This is a genomic window from Sphingomonas sp. P2_B6 (assembly GCF_056404755.1).
On record NZ_JBFUDK010000004.1, the window covers coordinates 1 to 16,377 of the forward strand.

The 16,377-nt window shown below is 64.7% G+C and carries 16 protein-coding genes; 7 read left to right on the forward strand and 9 right to left on the reverse strand.

The features are described from left to right. The 3 genes from AC1DX5_RS06605 to AC1DX5_RS06615 all read right to left on the reverse strand — a co-directional run. Positions 1-1,225: adenosylhomocysteinase (locus AC1DX5_RS06605; RefSeq protein WP_478014626.1), on the reverse strand; the 1,225-nt coding region annotated here is incomplete at its 3' end. A 180-nt stretch (positions 1,226-1,405) separates the two neighbouring features. Then, positions 1,406-2,956 (reverse strand): TolB family protein, encoded by a 1,551-nt coding sequence (locus AC1DX5_RS06610; protein ID WP_478014627.1) that lies wholly within the window; start codon positions 2,954-2,956, stop codon positions 1,406-1,408. 97 nt (positions 2,957-3,053) lie between these two features. Continuing rightward, positions 3,054-3,614 carry a YqgE/AlgH family protein gene (locus AC1DX5_RS06615; protein WP_478014628.1) on the reverse strand — a complete coding sequence of 187 codons (561 nt, stop codon included), beginning with the start codon at positions 3,612-3,614 and terminating at the stop codon, positions 3,054-3,056. 152 nt (positions 3,615-3,766) lie between these two features. Here AC1DX5_RS06615 and AC1DX5_RS06620 point away from each other — a divergent pair, with 152 nt between their 5' ends. The 4 genes from AC1DX5_RS06620 to AC1DX5_RS06635 all read left to right on the forward strand — a co-directional run bounded on the left by AC1DX5_RS06620 (position 3,767) and on the right by AC1DX5_RS06635 (position 6,680). Further along, complete coding sequence (locus AC1DX5_RS06620; RefSeq protein WP_478014629.1) at positions 3,767-4,246, forward strand: redoxin family protein; 480 nt, start codon at positions 3,767-3,769, stop codon at positions 4,244-4,246. 118 nt (positions 4,247-4,364) lie between these two features. Beyond that, positions 4,365-4,586: a hypothetical protein gene (locus tag AC1DX5_RS06625; RefSeq protein ID WP_465176808.1), complete on the forward strand. Its 222-nt coding sequence runs from the start codon at positions 4,365-4,367 to the stop codon at positions 4,584-4,586. A gap of 95 nt (positions 4,587-4,681) precedes the next feature. After that, the gene (locus tag AC1DX5_RS06630; protein WP_465176809.1) at positions 4,682-6,136 is read left to right on the forward strand and encodes an AMP nucleosidase; all 1,455 of its coding nucleotides are present in this window, start codon (positions 4,682-4,684) and stop codon (positions 6,134-6,136) included. 169 nt (positions 6,137-6,305) lie between these two features. Continuing rightward, positions 6,306-6,680 carry a hypothetical protein gene (locus AC1DX5_RS06635; protein WP_465176810.1) on the forward strand — a complete coding sequence of 125 codons (375 nt, stop codon included), beginning with the start codon at positions 6,306-6,308 and terminating at the stop codon, positions 6,678-6,680. A 139-nt stretch (positions 6,681-6,819) separates the two neighbouring features. On the opposite strand, the gene AC1DX5_RS06640 is transcribed toward AC1DX5_RS06635, so the two are convergent. Genes AC1DX5_RS06640 through AC1DX5_RS06650 form a run of 3 tightly spaced genes read right to left on the reverse strand, consistent with a single transcriptional unit; the run spans position 6,820 to position 9,876 of the window. Continuing rightward, positions 6,820-8,631 (reverse strand): M2 family metallopeptidase, encoded by a 1,812-nt coding sequence (locus AC1DX5_RS06640; protein WP_478014630.1) that lies wholly within the window; start codon positions 8,629-8,631, stop codon positions 6,820-6,822. Positions 8,632-8,690: 59 nt separating this feature from the next. Further along, positions 8,691-9,452: an alpha/beta fold hydrolase gene (locus tag AC1DX5_RS06645; RefSeq protein ID WP_478014631.1), complete on the reverse strand. Its 762-nt coding sequence runs from the start codon at positions 9,450-9,452 to the stop codon at positions 8,691-8,693. Continuing rightward, complete coding sequence (locus AC1DX5_RS06650; RefSeq protein ID WP_465173495.1) at positions 9,433-9,876, reverse strand: GFA family protein; 444 nt, start codon at positions 9,874-9,876, stop codon at positions 9,433-9,435. Before AC1DX5_RS06650 ends, AC1DX5_RS06645 begins: the two co-directional genes overlap by 20 nt. An 82-nt stretch (positions 9,877-9,958) precedes the next feature. On the opposite strand from AC1DX5_RS06650, the gene AC1DX5_RS06655 reads away from it, so the two are divergent. From AC1DX5_RS06655 to AC1DX5_RS06665, 3 genes are read left to right on the forward strand one after another with little or no spacing between them, the layout of a single operon-like run. Next, a complete protein-coding gene (locus AC1DX5_RS06655; protein WP_465173496.1) occupies positions 9,959-10,405 on the forward strand; it encodes a MarR family winged helix-turn-helix transcriptional regulator in 447 nt (148 codons plus the stop codon). Further along, positions 10,398-11,510, forward strand: coding sequence for an HlyD family secretion protein (locus tag AC1DX5_RS06660; protein ID WP_478014632.1), 1,113 nt, complete (start codon positions 10,398-10,400; stop codon positions 11,508-11,510). Before AC1DX5_RS06655 ends, AC1DX5_RS06660 begins: the two co-directional genes overlap by 8 nt. Continuing rightward, a complete protein-coding gene (locus AC1DX5_RS06665) occupies positions 11,507-13,042 on the forward strand; it encodes a DHA2 family efflux MFS transporter permease subunit (protein WP_465173498.1) in 1,536 nt (511 codons plus the stop codon). The genes AC1DX5_RS06660 and AC1DX5_RS06665 overlap by 4 nt, the downstream gene beginning before the upstream one ends. Before the next feature lie 173 nt (positions 13,043-13,215). Here the strand turns inward: AC1DX5_RS06665 and AC1DX5_RS06670 are convergent, their stop codons facing one another. The 3 genes from AC1DX5_RS06670 to AC1DX5_RS06680 all read right to left on the reverse strand — a co-directional run bounded on the left by AC1DX5_RS06670 (position 13,216) and on the right by AC1DX5_RS06680 (position 16,084). Further along, entirely contained in the window at positions 13,216-13,650 is a 435-nt protein-coding gene (locus tag AC1DX5_RS06670) for a GFA family protein (RefSeq protein ID WP_465173499.1), read from the reverse strand. Positions 13,651-13,654: 4 nt separating this feature from the next. After that, complete coding sequence (locus AC1DX5_RS06675) at positions 13,655-14,683, reverse strand: aspartate-semialdehyde dehydrogenase (protein ID WP_465176816.1); 1,029 nt, start codon at positions 14,681-14,683, stop codon at positions 13,655-13,657. 72 nt (positions 14,684-14,755) lie between these two features. Next, positions 14,756-16,084, reverse strand: coding sequence for a DUF418 domain-containing protein (locus tag AC1DX5_RS06680; protein WP_465176817.1), 1,329 nt, complete (start codon positions 16,082-16,084; stop codon positions 14,756-14,758). Between the last annotated feature and the right edge of the window lie 293 nt (positions 16,085-16,377).

Sequence of the window (16,377 nt, forward strand, 5' to 3'; positions counted from 1 at the left end):
ACGGGTGGCCGGTCGCGCAGCCCAGATTCACCAGGCGGCCCTTGGCCAGCACGATGATCTGCTTGCCGTCCGGGAACTTGACCAGGTCGGTGCCCGGCTTCACTTCGGTCCACTCGTAATTGCTGAGCGCCGCGATCTGGATCTCGCTGTCGAAATGGCCGATGTTGCACACGATCGACATCGGCTTCATCGCCTTCATGTGATCGGCGGTGATGACGTCGGCATTGCCGGTCGCGGTCACGAAGATGTCCGAGCGGGTGACAGCCTCTTCCATCGTCACGACCTCGAAGCCCTCCATCGCTGCCTGCAGCGCGCAGATCGGGTCGACTTCAGTCACCATCACGCGCGCGCCGCCGTTGCGGAGCGACTGGGCCGAGCCCTTGCCGACGTCACCGAAGCCGGCGACGGTCGCGACCTTGCCGGCGAGCATCACGTCGGTGGCACGGCGGATCGCGTCGACCAGCGATTCCTTGCAGCCATAGAGATTGTCGAACTTCGACTTGGTCACGCTGTCGTTCACGTTGATCGCCGGGAAGGGCAGTTCACCCTTCTTCGCGATCTCGTACAGGCGGTGAACGCCGGTGGTGGTCTCTTCCGAAACGCCCTTCAGGTTCTTGACCGTCTCGGTCAAGTAACCGGGATATTTGGCAAGGAACGCCTTCAGCGCGCGCTGGAACTCGACTTCCTCCTCATTCTCCGGCTCGCCCAGCGTGTGGCCGGCCTCGAGCTTGGCGCCCCACAGCGCAAACATGGTGGCGTCGCCGCCATCGTCGAGGATGATGTTGGCGGTGGTGCCGTCAGTGCCGGCACCCCAGTTGAAGATGTCGCCGACATAGTCCCAATATTCCGCCAGGCTCTCGCCCTTTACGGCGAACACCGGCACGCCGGTCGCGGCGATCGCGGCGGCGGCATGGTCCTGGGTCGAGAAGATGTTGCAGGTCGCCCAGCGGACATCGGCGCCGAGCGCGGTCAGCGTCTCGATCAGCACCGCAGTCTGGATCGTCATGTGCAGCGAGCCGGTGATGCGCGCGCCCTTCAGCGGCTGCGACGCCCCGAACTCCTCGCGCAGCGACATGAGACCGGGCATCTCGGTCTCGGCGATGTTGATTTCCTTGCGACCGAAATCGGCGAGATCGATGTCGGCAACGACATAGTCTTGGGCGCGGTCGGCGAGTGCGGTGGCCACGTAGGTGTCTCCGGATAGGCTAATGGATAGCGGCCACATAGGCCCCCGGCGCCCCCAAATCAAATATAAAGATGTCTTTATATGTTATGGCTTCGACGATCGCCGGTCGACAGGCGAGGAGGTGACGCCGGAGGCCATGGCATGATTAGCCCAGCCGGTTTCGGGATTCGCACATCTCGATTACCTGCTGGATTCACGTCGCCCGCGAACAGCGTTACGTCACCGCACCAGCCGATAGCTCACGAACGCGATGGATTTGCCGTCGGGCGACCAGGACGGCACGTTGATCGTCCCTTGCCCGCCGAATAGCCGGGTCAGCACGCGCGGCGGTGCGCTGCCGTCCGCCGGCATGATCCGCAGCAGCACGTCGCGGTTCGGCGGATGATCGCCCAGATCGACATCCAGCCCGAACGAAATGAACGCGATCCACTTCCCGTCGGGCGAGAGATGCGGGAACCAGTCGCGATAGGCCTCGTCCTGCGTGATGCGCTCGGGATTGCTCCCGTCCGCCGCGTTCGCCCGCCAGATCTGCATCGATCCCGATCGGGTCGAGTTGAAATAGAGATAGTGCCCATCCGGCGAATATTCCGGCCCGTCGTCGGTGCCCGGCCCGCTGATCAGCATCGTGTCCGGCCCACCCGCCAGCGGCCGGGTGCGGATGTCATAGGTCCCGTTCTTCGTATGGACATAGACATAGGCGATCGTCTTCCCGTCGGGCGACCAGCCATGCCAGTAGGACCGCGCATCGGCATGGCTCACCACCTCGCGCGGCTCGGCCGATCCGGTCAGCGGCAGGACATGGATGCGCGAGAGATTGTCGGGCTCGATCTGGTCGGAGATGATCAGCTGCGTGCCATCGGGCGACAGACCGTGGTCGTTGTTGTTCTTGATGTGCCGCCCGGTATCGATCGCCACCGGTTCGCCGCCCGTCGCCGGGATGCGGTAGATGCGGCCATTGCTGTTGTAGATCAGCGAGGCGCCGTCGCGCGTCCAGTTCGGCGCTTCGATCTTGCCCACGAAATGGCGCACCACGGTCCGGCTTTGCTCGCCCGCGACCTGCACCGTCTCGAGCGTGCTCTCGACCTTGGCCGGATATCCCGTGTCCGGCACCGGTGCGAGCACCGGCACCGCCAGCGAAACGTTGGAGAAGACCGCGGTCTCGCTCACCTTGTTGTCATGCGCCGAGACCGCGAGCCCGACATAGGCGTCGGGCAGCGCGATCCGGAAATTGCCGCCGGCATGATGCCACATGCCGTCCGCCCCGCGCACCGAGAAGAAGACATAGTCCCCTTCCCGCTCCAGCCTGATCCCGCGCGGCGCCTTGACGTTCGACATGATCTGCCGGGTCGGCCCGTCCTGCACCTCGCGATATTGCAGCGCCGTCAGCCCGTCGCCATGCACCATCACATCGGCATAGCGCGATCCGGCCGTCAGATTCTCGCGGATCATCAGCCCCGCCTTGCGATGCGGATCTCCGCCCGTTCCGACAAAGGCCACGTCGGCGGCGATATGAAGATCGCCTGCCGGCCGCCGCGTCGCCACGAAATGGAACGCGTCCTTGCCGCCCCAGATATTCGCCCCGCCTGCGGTAACCCGGTAGCTGTCCGTCGCCGCGTCACGCAGCACCGACCCACGCAACGCGGTCTCGCCGATATCGACGCTCTGCTCGAACAACCCGGCAGGTGGCTTTATCTGCCCGTGAGATGTCGCGCTGCCCCACAGCGCCACCCCGACGAACGCGCATAGCGCGACGATCCGGCTCGGCTTCATGCCACCCACTCCTTTTCTCGCGGATCGGCAGGCCGTCCGGATTTCCTATAGGATGGTAGCGGTACCGCTCAGCGAAAGCGAGAGGCTCGAGGAGAATTCACGCCGTTCCGGTGCTGGTCGCCAGCAGGCGCGGGTCGATCCCCGCTTCGGCAAATCCCAGTTCCCACCGGATCGCGGCGTCCGTGTCATACAGCAGCTCGATATCGCCCTGGACATTGAACCAGCCATGCCGGGTCAGTTCCTCGTCCAGCTGCCCCTCGCCCCATCCGGCATAGCCGAGCGCGACCAGCCAGCGGCTCGGTCCGGATCCATCGGCGATCGCCTTCAGCGCGTCGATCGTGCCCGACAGCGCCCAGCGCCCGGCGACATCGATCGTGTCCTGCCCGCTCCAGTCGTTGGAATGCAGCACGAAGCCGCGACGCTGCTCCACCGGGCCGCCCGAATGCACCGGCGCGTCGGGCGCGGCGCCCGGCTCGATGCCGAACTGCGCCAGTACCTCGTGCAGTCCCAGCCCGCGAATCGTCTGGCCGATGCCGATGCCGATCGCGCCCTTCGGGTCGTGCGCGCAGATCGCGATCACCGCGCGTTCGAAGCGCGGATCGCCGATTCCCGGCATTGCGAGCAGAAGCTGCCCCGTGAGATTCGCCGCTTTATCCATCGCCGTCCATCATAGCGCAGCGATCGGCGCTCGCCATGCTTGAAATCCGAACGCGCCTGCACGAGGTAGGCTCCGTCGCGTTTTTCGCGACGATCGATCCCGCCGCGGTCCCGCGGCGACCAGAACAATGCGCGCTCCAGGAGGATTCCAACATGACCATCAGCGTCGGCGATCGGCTGCCCAGCACCACTCTCGTCAAGGCGACGGCGAATGGCCCCGAGCAGGTCAGCTCGGACGAGTATTTCGCGGGCCGCAAGGTCGCCCTGTTCTCCGTGCCCGGCGCCTTCACGCCGACCTGTTCGGCCAAGCACCTGCCGGGCTATATCGACAAGGCCGCGGAGCTGAAGGCCAAGGGCATCGACGAGATCGCCTGCACCGCGGTCAACGACCCGTTCGTGATGGGCGCCTGGAGCAAGGCGAACGACGCCGATGCGGTGACCATGCTCGCCGACGGCAACGGCACCTTCGCCGAAGCAGTCGGCCTGACCATGGACGGCTCGAAGTTCGGCCTGGGCACGCGCGGCCAGCGTTACTCGATGGTCATCAATGATGGCGTCGTCGAGCAGCTCAATGTCGAGGCTCCCGGCGAATTCAACGTATCCTCGGCCGAGCACATGCTAAACGACCTTTGAAGGTCTGAGACTCGGGTCGCCACTCGGCGGGGCGCGGACGGGCAACGATCCGCCTCCCCGCGGGGAACTTGCACGTTCCTTCCCCGTTCGGGAATTGCGATCGACCATGGAGGCATAAATGACCGACGAGACCAATAGCACCGCCGCGAAGACTGACGAGAAGTCTTTCCTCGAACGCGCCCAGGAAGCGATCGGATCAGCGGTCGAATCGACCGTCGAAGCGGTCAAGGAGCATCCCGCCGCGGCGGCGGCCATCGCGGCCGGCGCGACTGCCGCCGTCGCCGGTGCCGCTTACGGCATCAGCAAACTGCTGGACGACGGCGAAGACGACAAATCCTGACCTGACATGAGCGGGGCGCTCTCACCGGCGCCCCGTTTCATTTCCCCTTCCCCGGCCGTCTTGCCAGCGTCATGCGCGTGCTTTAGCCACGAAGGATGACGACTGCCTCCGATATCGTCGCCCAGCTCGACACCCTCTACCGTGCATCGGTCGAGCGGCTGCAGGCGGCCCTAACAGCCTATCTCACCGATGGTTCGGTTCCTTCGCGCGACGCGCGGCATGACGGCAGCTTCGCCTATCCCGAGATCAGGCTGCGCTATCGCGGCGACAATGATCGCCCGACCCCGATGCGCTCGTTCGGCCGGCTCGTCACCCCGGGCGAATATCGCATCAGCGTCACCAAGCCGGCGATCTTCGCCGATTATCTGACCGAGCAGCTCACCCTGCTCATCGAGGACTATGACGTCTTCGTCGAAGCCGTGCCCGGCCGGCAGGAAATCCCTTTCCCCTATGTGCTCGATGCCGGGCACGCGATGAGCCTGGACGAAGTCTCGGCGCTCGACCTGGCGCGCCATTTCCCGGCGACCGAGCTTGCCTATATCGGCGACGAGATCGCCGACGGGCTCTACACGGACGCCGACGGCACGCGACCCTTGGCCCTGTTCGACGGCTTGCGCACCGATTTCTCGCTCGCGCGCCTGCGCCACTACACCGGCACCCCGCCCGAGCATGTCCAGCGCTATGTGCTGTTCACCAATTATCACCGTTATGTCGACGAGTTCGTGCGCTGGGCCTGCCAGCAGCTTGGGCCCGATGAAAACGGGAATCCCAGCCGCTTCACCGGGGTCTCGGGCGCGGGCGGCACGATCATGCGCGCGGGCGACGATGTCGAGGCGATGCTGGCCGACAGCAGCGCGTGGCGCCGCCACCAGATGCCCGCTTATCACCTGATGGCGGACGACCGCACCGGCATCACGCTCGTCAATATCGGCGTCGGCCCGTCCAATGCGAAGACGATCACCGATCACCTGGCGGTCGTCCGTCCCGAGGCCTGGATGATGATCGGCCATTGCGGCGGCCTGCGCCCGAGCCAGCGCATCGGCGACTATGTGCTCGCTCACGCCTATCTGCGCGACGATCATGTGCTCGACGATGTGCTGCCGCCGGAGATCCCGGTCCCGGCCATCGCCGAAGTCCAGCTCGCGCTCGCCCGCGCGGCCGAGACCGTTTCCGGTCAGTCGGGCGAGGAACTCAAGCGCCGCCTGCGCACCGGCACGATCGTCACGACCGACGACCGCAACTGGGAACTCCGCTATGCCCGATCGGCGCTGCGCTTCTCGCTCTCGCGCGCGGTCGGCATCGACATGGAATCCGCCACCATCGCCGCGCAGGGATATCGCTTCCGCGTGCCCTATGGCACCCTGCTCTGCGTGTCGGACAAGCCGCTCCATGGCGAGCTCAAACTGCCCGGCCAGGCCAATCGCTTCTACGAGCGCGCGATCAGCGAGCATATGCGCATCGGCATCCAGGCCTGCGAGGAATTGCGCCGCGAGGGTGCCAAGCTCCACTCGCGCAAATTGCGCGCCTTCAACGAGCCGCCTTTCCGGTAAACGAGGGTCGGGCGACATTCGGTCAGGCCGAGCCGAAAAACGTGGTTTCCTACCATCGGAGCGCAGGAAATCGCGCTTTGCAGGCGGGCATAGGCTGGATGTGGCCGGCCCTTGGAAACCCTTTGCGTTTCGTGCGTTACGGCTGCTCAACATTCTTGAGGAGCATGTGATGGCTACCGCCGCAAAGAAGCCGACCGCCCCCCGCAAACCCGCTGCTGCCAAACCTGCTGCGGCCAGCAAGACCGTGGCCCCTAAGACCGCTGCCAAGCCAGCGGCGCGCAAAACGCCGGTTCGTGGCAAGAACGGCACCTTCGCCAAGAAATCGGGCAGCCATTGGGGCACCGCAGCGATCGTCGGCGGTGTCGCCGCGGTCGGCGCCGCCGCTACTGCCGCGCTTTATGCCTTCCGCGACAAGATCCCGACCGATCTGGACTCGCTGCTGCATCGCGACGGCGCGCATCAGGCCGACGGCACGGATTCCTCGGCGTCGTTCGAGGCCGGGATCGCCGACGAAGGCACCATCCCCAACCGCATCATCGCCTGAGAACCCTTCTCCCTTGTGGGAGAAGGCGGCGCGAAGCGCCGGATGAGGGCGATCAAGGGTGAGAGCGGCCATGAAAGTCACCCTCACCCTTCCGCCGCTTCGCGGCTCCCTCCCTCTCCCGCTGGGAGAGGGAATTTTCTCACCACCCGGTCGGCTTGCCCTTGTTCTGCTCGTCGAGCCACGCCTTCAGCGGCGCGAAATACGCGACCATCGCCTCGCCCGACATCTCGCGACTGTCGGTGAACGCCTCGAGCGCATCCGGCCACGGCTTGGACTGGCCGAGCTCCAGCATCGCGTTCAGCTTCGCGCCGACTTCCTTGTTCCCATAGAAGGAGCAGCGATGCAGCGGCCCCTTCCAGCCCGCCTGGTCGCATGCCGCCTTGTAGAACTGGAACTGCAGCAGCCGGGCGAGGAAGTAGCGCGTATAAGGCACGCTGGCCGGCACATGATATTTCGCGCCGGGGTCGAACCGGGTCTCGTCACGCGCGACGGGCGGCTCGACACCCTGATATTGCAGCCGAAGCGCGTTCCACGCCGCCTCGTAACCGTTCGGCCGGATCGATCCCGAAAACACGCCCCAGCGCCATTTGTCGATCAGCAGGCCGAACGGCAGGAACGCCACCTTGTCCATCGCCTGGCGTAGCAAGAGACCGATATCCTTGTCCGCGCTCGGCACCTTTGCCTCGCCGAGCAGGCCGATCTGGACGAGATAATCGGGCGTGATCGACAGCGCGACGAAATCGCCAATGGCCTCATGGAAGCCGTCATTGGCGCCGTTCTCGTAGAGGAAGGGCTGCTTGTTGTACGCCCGCTGGTAATAATTATGCCCCAGCTCGTGATGGATCGTGACGAAGTCGTCGCCATTCACCTTGGTGCACATCTTGATGCGCAGATCGTCCTTGTTGTCGACGTCCCAGGCCGAGGCGTGGCAGATCACTTCTCGGTCCGCCGGCTTGACGATCTGAGAGCGCGTCCAGAAGGTCTCGGGCAGCGGCGCGAAGCCGAGCGAGGAATAGAAGCCCTCGCCGGTCTTCACCATCCTGACCGGATCATAGCCCTTTTCCTTGAGCAGCTCGCCGGTGTCGAAGCCGAGATCGCCCGCCCCGGAAGGCGCGACGATGTCGTAGATATTGCCCCATTCCTGCGCCCACATATTGCCGAGCAGGTCGGCGCGGATCGGACCGGTCTTGGACTGCACCGCGTCGCCATATTTCTCGTTCAGCTTCCAGCGGACATAGGTGTGCAGCGAACGATAGAGCGGCTCGACCTGCTTCCACAGGGTGTCGGTCATCTTGGCGAACGCCGCCGGGTCCATGTCGTAGCCCGAGCGCCACAGCGCGCCGGTATCCTTGTAGCCGAGGCCGACCGCGCCCTCATTGGCGATCGAGACCATGCGCTGATAATCGCCGCGCATCGGGGCTCCGACATTGTCGTGCCAGCTGACCCACATCTCCTTCAGCCTGGCCGGGTCGCGCTCCGTGCCCATCGCCGCCTCGATGTCGCTGCCGTTGATCGGCTTGCCGTCGAGCGTCCCCTTGCCCTTGCCATAGGAGGAGGACATGCCGGTCACCAATGTCTGCAGCGTATCCGCCGCGCCGGGCCGGGTCGGCGCCGGCAGGGTGATGGCGTTGCGCATCAGGTCGAGCTTGCGCCGCGTGTCGGGCGAGAGCCCGGCGACCTTGTCGAATTTCGCCGCTTCCAGCGCGGCCTTCACTTGAAGTTCGGTCTGCTCCGCATTGACTCGCGAAGCGATCGCGTCGGTATCGTCAGTGATATAGGTCGCGTTGACCCATTGGGCCTGGTTGGCGACGATCGAGAAGTCGGCGAGCGCCTTTTCGGTCTTCGCGACAAAGGCGTCGGCATCGGCGGCGGTGAGCTTGGTCTGGGCCAGCGCCGGCATCGCGGCGAGCGACAGGGCCAGGGCAAGCGTCGAAATTCCAGTGCGGATCATGCGGAAGGTCCTCGATAAAATCGGGTCATGCGCCACGTTGTGACGCCCCCGCGCCACGGTCAAGCGGCGAGGAAGTCCGCTATCTCCTGCCCCAGCTCGGGCTTGGTGACCGCGCTCATATGGCCACCCGGCGTCGTCCGCAAAATGGCATGGGGCAGCGCCGCTGCCAGCTCCGCCGCCGATCCATTGTCATTGTCCTCGTCGCCCGTCAGGACCAGCACCGGCTCCTGGATCGCCACGACATCGGCTTTATCGGTGTTGACGAAGGTATCGATGATCCGGAGCAACGCGACCGGATCGCCCTTGGTCGTCTTCAGGAATGCCTCGGCCAACCATTCCGGCGTGCCGCGCTCATGCTTGCCGAGATTGGTCAGGATATGCCGGAAATGGTCGCCGCGCCGCGCGGTGCCGACCAGCCCCGACAGGCCCATGCCCGACAGGATGACCTTCCCCGGCGTGGCGCCTTTCATCAGCATGCGCACCGTCGTCCGCGCACCGAGCGAATACCCCCCGAGATCGTAATCGGTAAGCCCGAGATGCGCGATCAGCGCAAACTGGTCCTGCGCCAGCACATCGGGCGGATAGCTCGCCGCATCATGCGGCTTGGCGCTCGATCCATGCGCGCGGAGATCGGGCATGATCACCCGGAATCCCCGGGCCGCGATCTTCGCCGCATGGCCGTAACGGATCCAGTTGGTCATGGCGTCCGAGAAAAAGCCATGGATCAGAACGACCGGCCGCCCCTCCCCCATCTCGCGCCACGCGATCCGCGCGCCATCGAAGCTTTCGAAGAAATCCGGTTCAATCGGGGAACTTGCCAATGGCGTCCATCCAGCGTTGCACGAGGCGGTGGTTCTGGTCAGTCCGTTCGGCGGGCAGGCCCGTCGTGTCAAGCCACGCTTCGTGCCAGCTCTCCGCGCCCGAATGCTGGGTGGGCACGAAACCGAACGGATCGTCGAAGCTGCCGACCGTCAGGTCGAGATGGTCGCTGTCATGCGCCTCATAGGTCAGCGGCGTCCCGCACGCCGCGCAAAAACCCCGCACCGCGATTGGTGACGAGGCGTATCGGTCGGGCTCCCGCTCCCAGGTCACGTCCGCCTTCAGCACATATTTGAAGGCGATCGACACGCCGCCGGTCGCGCGCTGGCACATCCGGCAATGGCAGAGATAGGCGTCGCGATTATCGATCGTCGCGCGATACCGCACGCGTCCGCATTGGCATCCGCCAGCCATCTCCTGTCGCATTCTGCCTCCTGCATGTTGCGATGCAAAATAATCGCCCGGACAGGGCTAGGATTATATAAGCATGCTTATTATATGCGCGCCCATGAGTGACTCGGTCGGCTTCATGATTAGCGATGTTTCGCGCCTGATGCGCCGGCGTTTCGACGAGCGCGCGCGCCTGATGGGCGTGACGCGAACGCAGTGGCGTACGCTGACCACCCTGAAGCGCCACGAAGGCATCAATCAGGGCGGCATGGCCGATCTGCTCGAAGTCGAGCCGATCACCCTGTCCCGCATGATCGACCGCCTCGAAGAGGCGAATCTGGTCGAGCGCCGGCCCGATCCCGCGGATCGCCGTGCCTGGCAGATCTTCCTGACGCCCAAGGCGCTGCCGATCCTCGATCAGTTGCGCGTCCTGGCCGAGGGCATGATCGAAACCGCGCTCTTCGGCCTCGACACCGCGCAGCGCGACCAATTGATGGCCTCGCTCACCACCATCCGCACCAATCTCAACACCCAGTTCGAAAGCGACGAGGCCAACCATGGCTGATGCAGACCCCAGGATCGACCAGACCAAGGCCGACACGATCGCCATCAATCCGATCGAGGAGGTCACGGCGCCCGCTCCGGCCCCCACCCCGGCAAAGCGCCGCAACTGGCTGCGTCCGGTGCTGATGCTCAGCGTGCCGCTGCTGCTCGCCCTGGTCGGCGGCTATTTCTACCTGACCTCGGGCCGCTACGTCTCGACCGACAATGCCTATGTCGAACAGGACATGATCTCGGTCAGCCCCGACGTCACCGGGCGCATCGTCGCGGTGAACGTGAAGGAGAACCAGCCGGTCAAGGCGGGTGACGTGCTGTTCCGCATCGACCCCGAGCCCTTCCGGATCGCGCTCGCCCAGGCCGACGCCGCGCTTGCCAATGCGCGGGTGCAGGTAAACACCATGTCGACCGACATGGGCGGCGCGCAGGCCGATATCGAAAGCGCCCAGGCCGATATCCAGCTCGCCCAGGCGACCTATGACCGTCAGGCAGCGTTGATGAAGCAGGGCTTCACCACCCGTGCCAGCCTCGACGCCGCGCGTCACGGCGTCGCCGCCGCCAAGGCTCAGCTCGCGAAATACCAGGCCGATGCCGCGCATGCCCGCAACCAGCTCGGCAGCGGCACCGCCGCCTCCAGTTCGCCGGTCGCGGTCCAGGCCGCGCTGGCGCAGCGCGCCAAGGCAGCGCTCGATCTCTTCCGTACCGAAGTGCGTGCGCCCAAGGACGGCATCGCCAGCCAGACCGGCCGCCTACAGGTCGGCAACATCATGCCCAGCGGCGTGCCGGTGGTCAGCATCGTGGTCAGCCAGGCGGCCTGGATCGAGGCGAACTACAAGGAAACCGATCTCAACCATATGGCGGTCGGCCAGCCCGCCGAGATCAAGTTCGACGCCTATCCCGGCCTGAAGGTGCGCGGCCATGTCGCCAGCATCGGCGCGCTTACCGGCTCGCAATCCTCGGTGCTCCCCGCGCAGAACGCGACCGGCAACTGGGTCAAGGTGACTCAGCGCGTGCCGGTGCGCATCGCGATCGAGGGCACGCCGCCGCGCGCCATGATCGCCGGCCTCAGCGCCGACGTCGCCATCGATACAAAGGCTGGCGGCACCAAGTGAGTGATCATCCGCCCGGCAAGGCGATGCTGCCGGTCAGGAACCGCGGGCTCCTGACCGTCGGCGTCATGGGGGCGATGATCATGCAGATCCTCGACACCACCATCGCCAATGTCGCCCTGCCGCACATGCAGACCAGCCTCGGCGCGACCGGCGAGACGGTTACCTGGGTGCTGACCAGCTATATCGTCGCCTCGGCCATCGCGATCCCTGCGACCGGCTGGCTGTCGGACCGGCTCGGCTCGCGCAACCTGTTCCTGTTCGCGGTCGGCGGCTTCATCATTGCCTCGATGCTATGCGGCACCGCGATCAGCCTCGAGGAAATGGTGCTGTTCCGCGTCGCCCAGGGCGTGTTCGCCGCGTTCATCGGCCCGCTCTCGCAGACCGCGATGCTCGACATCAACCCGCCCGAAAATGCCGCCAAGGCCATGTCGGTCTGGGGCATGGGCGTGATGGTCGGCCCGATCATGGGCCCGGTCATCGGCGGCTGGCTGACCGAGAGCTATAACTGGCGCTGGGTCTTCTACGTCAACCTGCCGGTCGGCCTGCTGACCTTCGCCATCCTCTGGTTCCTGCTCCCCTCGCGGCCCAAGGCGAAACGCTCGTTCGACGCGATGGGCTTTGCGATGATCTCGATCGCGGTCGCCTCCTTCCAGCTGATGCTCGACCGCGGCCAGCATGACGACTGGTTCGCCAGCTGGGAGATCATGATCGAGGCCCTGATCGCGGCGGCCGCCCTGTGGATGGCGATCGTCCATCTCGCGACCGCCGACAAACCGCTGTTCGACCGCGCCATCTTCAAGAATCGCAACCTGGTGATGGGCATGATCTTCATGGTCGTCATCGGCATCTCGACCATGGCGCCGATGGCGCTGCTGCCGTCGATGTTGCAGCAATTGTTCGGCTATCCGGTGGTCGATACCGGGCTGATGCTCGCGCCGCGCGGCGTCGGCGTGCTGCTCACCATGTTTCTCGCCGGCCAGATGATGGGCAAGGTCGATACCCGCCTCGTCATCGTCGTCGGGCTGATCATCTTCGCCTATTCGCTCTACCAGATGTCGACCTGGTCGCTGGAAATGGATTTCTGGCCGGTGATCATCAGCGGCTTCGTCCAGGGCCTGGGCATGGGGCTGGTGTTCATGCCGCTGAACTCGCTCGCCTTCGCGACGCTCAGCCATAATTACCGCACCGATGGCGCCAGTCTGCTCAACCTGTTCCGCAATGTCGGCCAGTCGGCCGGCATCTCGATGGTGACGGTGCTGCTCGCCCGCAACATCCAGACCAGCCACTCGGATCTGGCCAGCCACGTCACCGCGCAGACCATCCCGTCGCTCGATCTCAGCGCGGTGGACCGGTTCGGGGCGCTGTCGGACACCGTGTTCGTTTATGCCGATGCGATGATCAACCGCCAGGCGGCAATGATCGCCTATATCGACGATTTCTACCTGATGGCCGGAATCTCGATCGCGGTGCTGCCGCTGGTGTTCTTCCTGAAGAAGCCCAAGGGCAAGGTCGAGGCGGTGCTGGCGGAGTAGCTGGAACTCTCGCGCCAAATCCGAGCTGAAGAAGGCGCGGTTCCGCTCCCCCTCTTCCTTCCCCGGCGAAGGCCGGGGTCCAGTTGGAAAGGTTGATGTAACGGCTCGCAGCGCCAGCCATGATCGTCCCCCGACTAGGCCCCGGCCTCCGCCGGGGAAGAAGGGGGGCGAGGTTAGCGCGACAGGATCGCCACAAACTCCGCCGGTGACGCGCTTTCCTCGAACGCCGGCACATCCGCGGCCAGCACCACCCAGGGCTGCTTGCGCTTCACCCAGATATGCAACTTCGGCTCGAGCCCGTCGCTCGCATCGAGCGTCCCCGCCCGCACAACCGCGATACCGGGGCGTGCGCTGTTGGTGTTCCACAACCGCGTATGGCAGGTCCCGCACAGCCGCTGACGCGATTCCGACCCGCTCGGACTGGTGAAGCGATACTCGACGATCGGCCCGGTCGCGGCGATCGCCTCCTCGCGCACCACGCCCTGTTCAGTGAAGGCGCTGCCCGACCAGGTCTGGCAATCGCGGCAGTGACAGCAATAGACCGGGGGCAGCTGCTCCATGGCCAGCGTGTAGCGACACGCGCCACAGCGGCAGCCGCCCTCGATCACTGGTTCACGCCGCCTTTTGCAGGTGCCGCCGTCCGAGCAGTTCCGCGATCTGCACCGCGTTCAGCGCGGCGCCCTTGCGGAGATTGTCGGACACGCACCACAGAGCGAGGCCGTTCTCGACCGTCGGATCCTCGCGGACGCGGCTGATGAAGGTCGCATATTCCCCGACGCATTCGATCGGCGTGACGTATCCGCCGTCCTCGCGCTTGTCGATCAGCATCACGCCGGGCGCCTCGCGCAGGATCTTCTGCGCGGTCTCGGCCGAGATCTCGTTCTCGAACTCGATATTGATCGCTTCCGAATGGCCGACGAACACCGGCACGCGGACGCAGGTCGCGTGGACCTTGATCTTCGGGTCGAGGATCTTCTTGGTCTCGACCACCATCTTCCACTCTTCCTTGGTCGATCCGTCGTCCAGGAAGCTGTCGATGTGCGGGATCACGTTGAACGCGATCTGCTTGGTGAACTTTTTCGCTTCCGCCGGATCGCCGACGAAGATGTTGCGGCTCTGCTCGAACAGCTCGTCCATGCCCGCCTTGCCCGCGCCCGACACCGACTGATAGGTCGCGACGACGACGCGCTTGATCTTCGCGATATCGTGCAGCGGCTTCAGCGCGACGACCATCTGCGCGGTCGAGCAGTTCGGGTTCGCGATGATGTTCTTGCGCGTATAGCCGTTGATCGCCTCGGGATTCACCTCGGGCACGATCAGCGGCACGTCCGGGTCCATCCGGTACAGCGACGAATTATCGATCACGGTGCAGCCGGCCGCGGCGAAGCGCGGGGCGTGGATCTTCGTCGCCTCGGATCCGATCGCGAACAGCGCCATGTCCCACCCGGTCGGGTCGAAATGCTCGATGTTCTGGACCTTGAACTGTTTGCCGGTCTCGCCATAGTCGACCATGTCGCCCGTCGACCGCGACGATGCGACGACGGCGATCTCGTCCGCCGGAAACTCGCGCTCCGCCAGGATGTTGAGCATCTCCCGCCCGACATTCCCGGTCGCGCCTGCGACTACTACCCGATAACCCATGTCCAAACTCCAGTCCGAAGACGAAGCGGTCGCATACGCGCCCCCGACATTTTGTCCAGTACAGGAAATCTATCAGCCCGGGGAAGCAGCGCCTTGCACCTTCCGGAACGGCTGCCGCTCCAGATAGGCGAGGCTGCGCCACGCCCATTCCATTGGCCCCATCGCGAAATAGCGCGTCCAGATATTGGCGATGATCAGCACCAGCAGGATCACCCCGGTCGCGATTGCGGCCATGCCCGCCCAGCCGAAACGGCCCCACAGGTTCAGTCCGTAAGACGAGAACAGGATATGCAGCCCGATGATCTGTTCGAGGAAATAGAGCGAGAAGGCGACCCGGCCCGCCGCCCGGAACGGTCCCAGGATCGTCCGCCCGATCGCCGCCTTGTACAGCAGGTTGATCAGCGCGAGATGCCCCAGCCCCATGGCCAGCCGCGCGAGTTCGCTGGTCGCCCAGATCGTCCTGGGGATCGGCGCGAAGGAAAATGCCTCGCTCACCCCGATGGACCGCGCCGTGACACCCAACCCATAAGCGGCAAGCGCGAGCACGGCATAGAAAAGCCCGCTGCGCTGCCCCTGGATGATCCCCCATTTCCACAAGGCGATCCCGATCAGCATGGCGAAGAATGCTTCGAGCACGGTCATGAACAACAGCCCCTCGCCGATGAAAAAGCGCTGCCAGACAGTCCAGTAGAAGCCATAATAATCCGCCACTCCGGCAGCGTGCGCTTGGCGCTCCCAATCGATCTGCTTCTGAACTTCCGGCGTGACGCGCAATGCATCCTGCGCCTGCCGCCATTCCTTCATCGTTTCGCTATCCTGCGGCGCCGCCTGACCGTTCGCCTGCTTCGCCTCCACCGCATGCACCTTGTCGACCAGTGCCGCGCGCTCGGCATATTGCCCCGCTCCGCCGATCGCCGTGAACAGCGCGAAGCCCAGCCCGAGCGCGACGAGCGTCTTCGGCCCGAGCTTGCGGAAGGGAAACAGGAACATCGCGGCGAGCGCATAGGTCGCCAGGATGTCGCCGGGCCACAGGATGATGAAGATGTCGAACAGCCCGAACGCCAACAGCCACATCGTCCGGCGGTAATAGAGATCGGCGATCGCGACCGGCCCGTCCGGCTCCATCGCCTTTGCGGTCAGCACCATCATGCCGGCGCCGAACAGGAATTCGAGCAGGCAGCGCTGCGTTCCGTCGAGGAATATCTGCGTGCCCGCCCATACGGCCTGATCGGCCGGCGTCCAGCCGACCAGCCTGACATCGGCGAAGAAGGTCAGGACCGACTGCGCCTGGAACGGGATGTTCATGTAGAAGATCGCGAGGATCGCGATCCCGCGCAGCACGTCGAGAATCTCGATCCGCGCGCGCCCACGCACCGGCGCCAGGTGAACCGTGTCGGTCATGATCGTCTCCCCCCGGGAAGCGCCAAGGCTATGTCACGCCCCGAACAAGGTCAACGAAGGGCGATTCCGGATTTTCACGATAATGCGATGCAAACAAGTCTTCTCGATCGATCGTCATGGACCAATATTGTTCGATATACCGATATTATATCGCAGCCGTTATGAATTCATCGCGAAAATGGTTCGGACTCCCCTTGCAATACAATGGCGGGAGTCAGTTAATGCAACAGGCCGAATAGATTTGATGACGGCGGTCGCGGGAGCACGAGCTCTCCGCGCCATTGGCGAATAAT

Bases quoted from the DNA above. Each gene is read 5' to 3' on its own strand.
- AC1DX5_RS06660 (WP_478014632.1), top strand. From the start codon at position 10,398: ATGGCTGATGCAGACCCCAGGATCGACCAGACCAAGGCCGACACGATC.
- AC1DX5_RS06650 (WP_465173495.1), bottom strand. From the start codon at position 9,876: ATGCGACAGGAGATGGCTGGCGGATGCCAATGCGGACGCGTGCGGTAT.
- AC1DX5_RS06630 (WP_465176809.1), top strand. From the start codon at position 4,682: ATGACGACTGCCTCCGATATCGTCGCCCAGCTCGACACCCTCTACCGT.
- AC1DX5_RS06615 (WP_478014628.1), bottom strand. From the start codon at position 3,614: ATGGATAAAGCGGCGAATCTCACGGGGCAGCTTCTGCTCGCAATGCCG.
- AC1DX5_RS06620 (WP_478014629.1), top strand. From the start codon at position 3,767: ATGACCATCAGCGTCGGCGATCGGCTGCCCAGCACCACTCTCGTCAAG.
- AC1DX5_RS06680 (WP_465176817.1), bottom strand. From the start codon at position 16,084: ATGACCGACACGGTTCACCTGGCGCCGGTGCGTGGGCGCGCGCGGATC.
- AC1DX5_RS06610 (WP_478014627.1), bottom strand. From the start codon at position 2,956: ATGAAGCCGAGCCGGATCGTCGCGCTATGCGCGTTCGTCGGGGTGGCG.
- AC1DX5_RS06640 (WP_478014630.1), bottom strand. From the start codon at position 8,631: ATGATCCGCACTGGAATTTCGACGCTTGCCCTGGCCCTGTCGCTCGCC.
- AC1DX5_RS06625 (WP_465176808.1), top strand. From the start codon at position 4,365: ATGACCGACGAGACCAATAGCACCGCCGCGAAGACTGACGAGAAGTCT.
- AC1DX5_RS06675 (WP_465176816.1), bottom strand. From the start codon at position 14,683: ATGGGTTATCGGGTAGTAGTCGCAGGCGCGACCGGGAATGTCGGGCGG.
- AC1DX5_RS06635 (WP_465176810.1), top strand. From the start codon at position 6,306: ATGGCTACCGCCGCAAAGAAGCCGACCGCCCCCCGCAAACCCGCTGCT.
- AC1DX5_RS06655 (WP_465173496.1), top strand. From the start codon at position 9,959: ATGAGTGACTCGGTCGGCTTCATGATTAGCGATGTTTCGCGCCTGATG.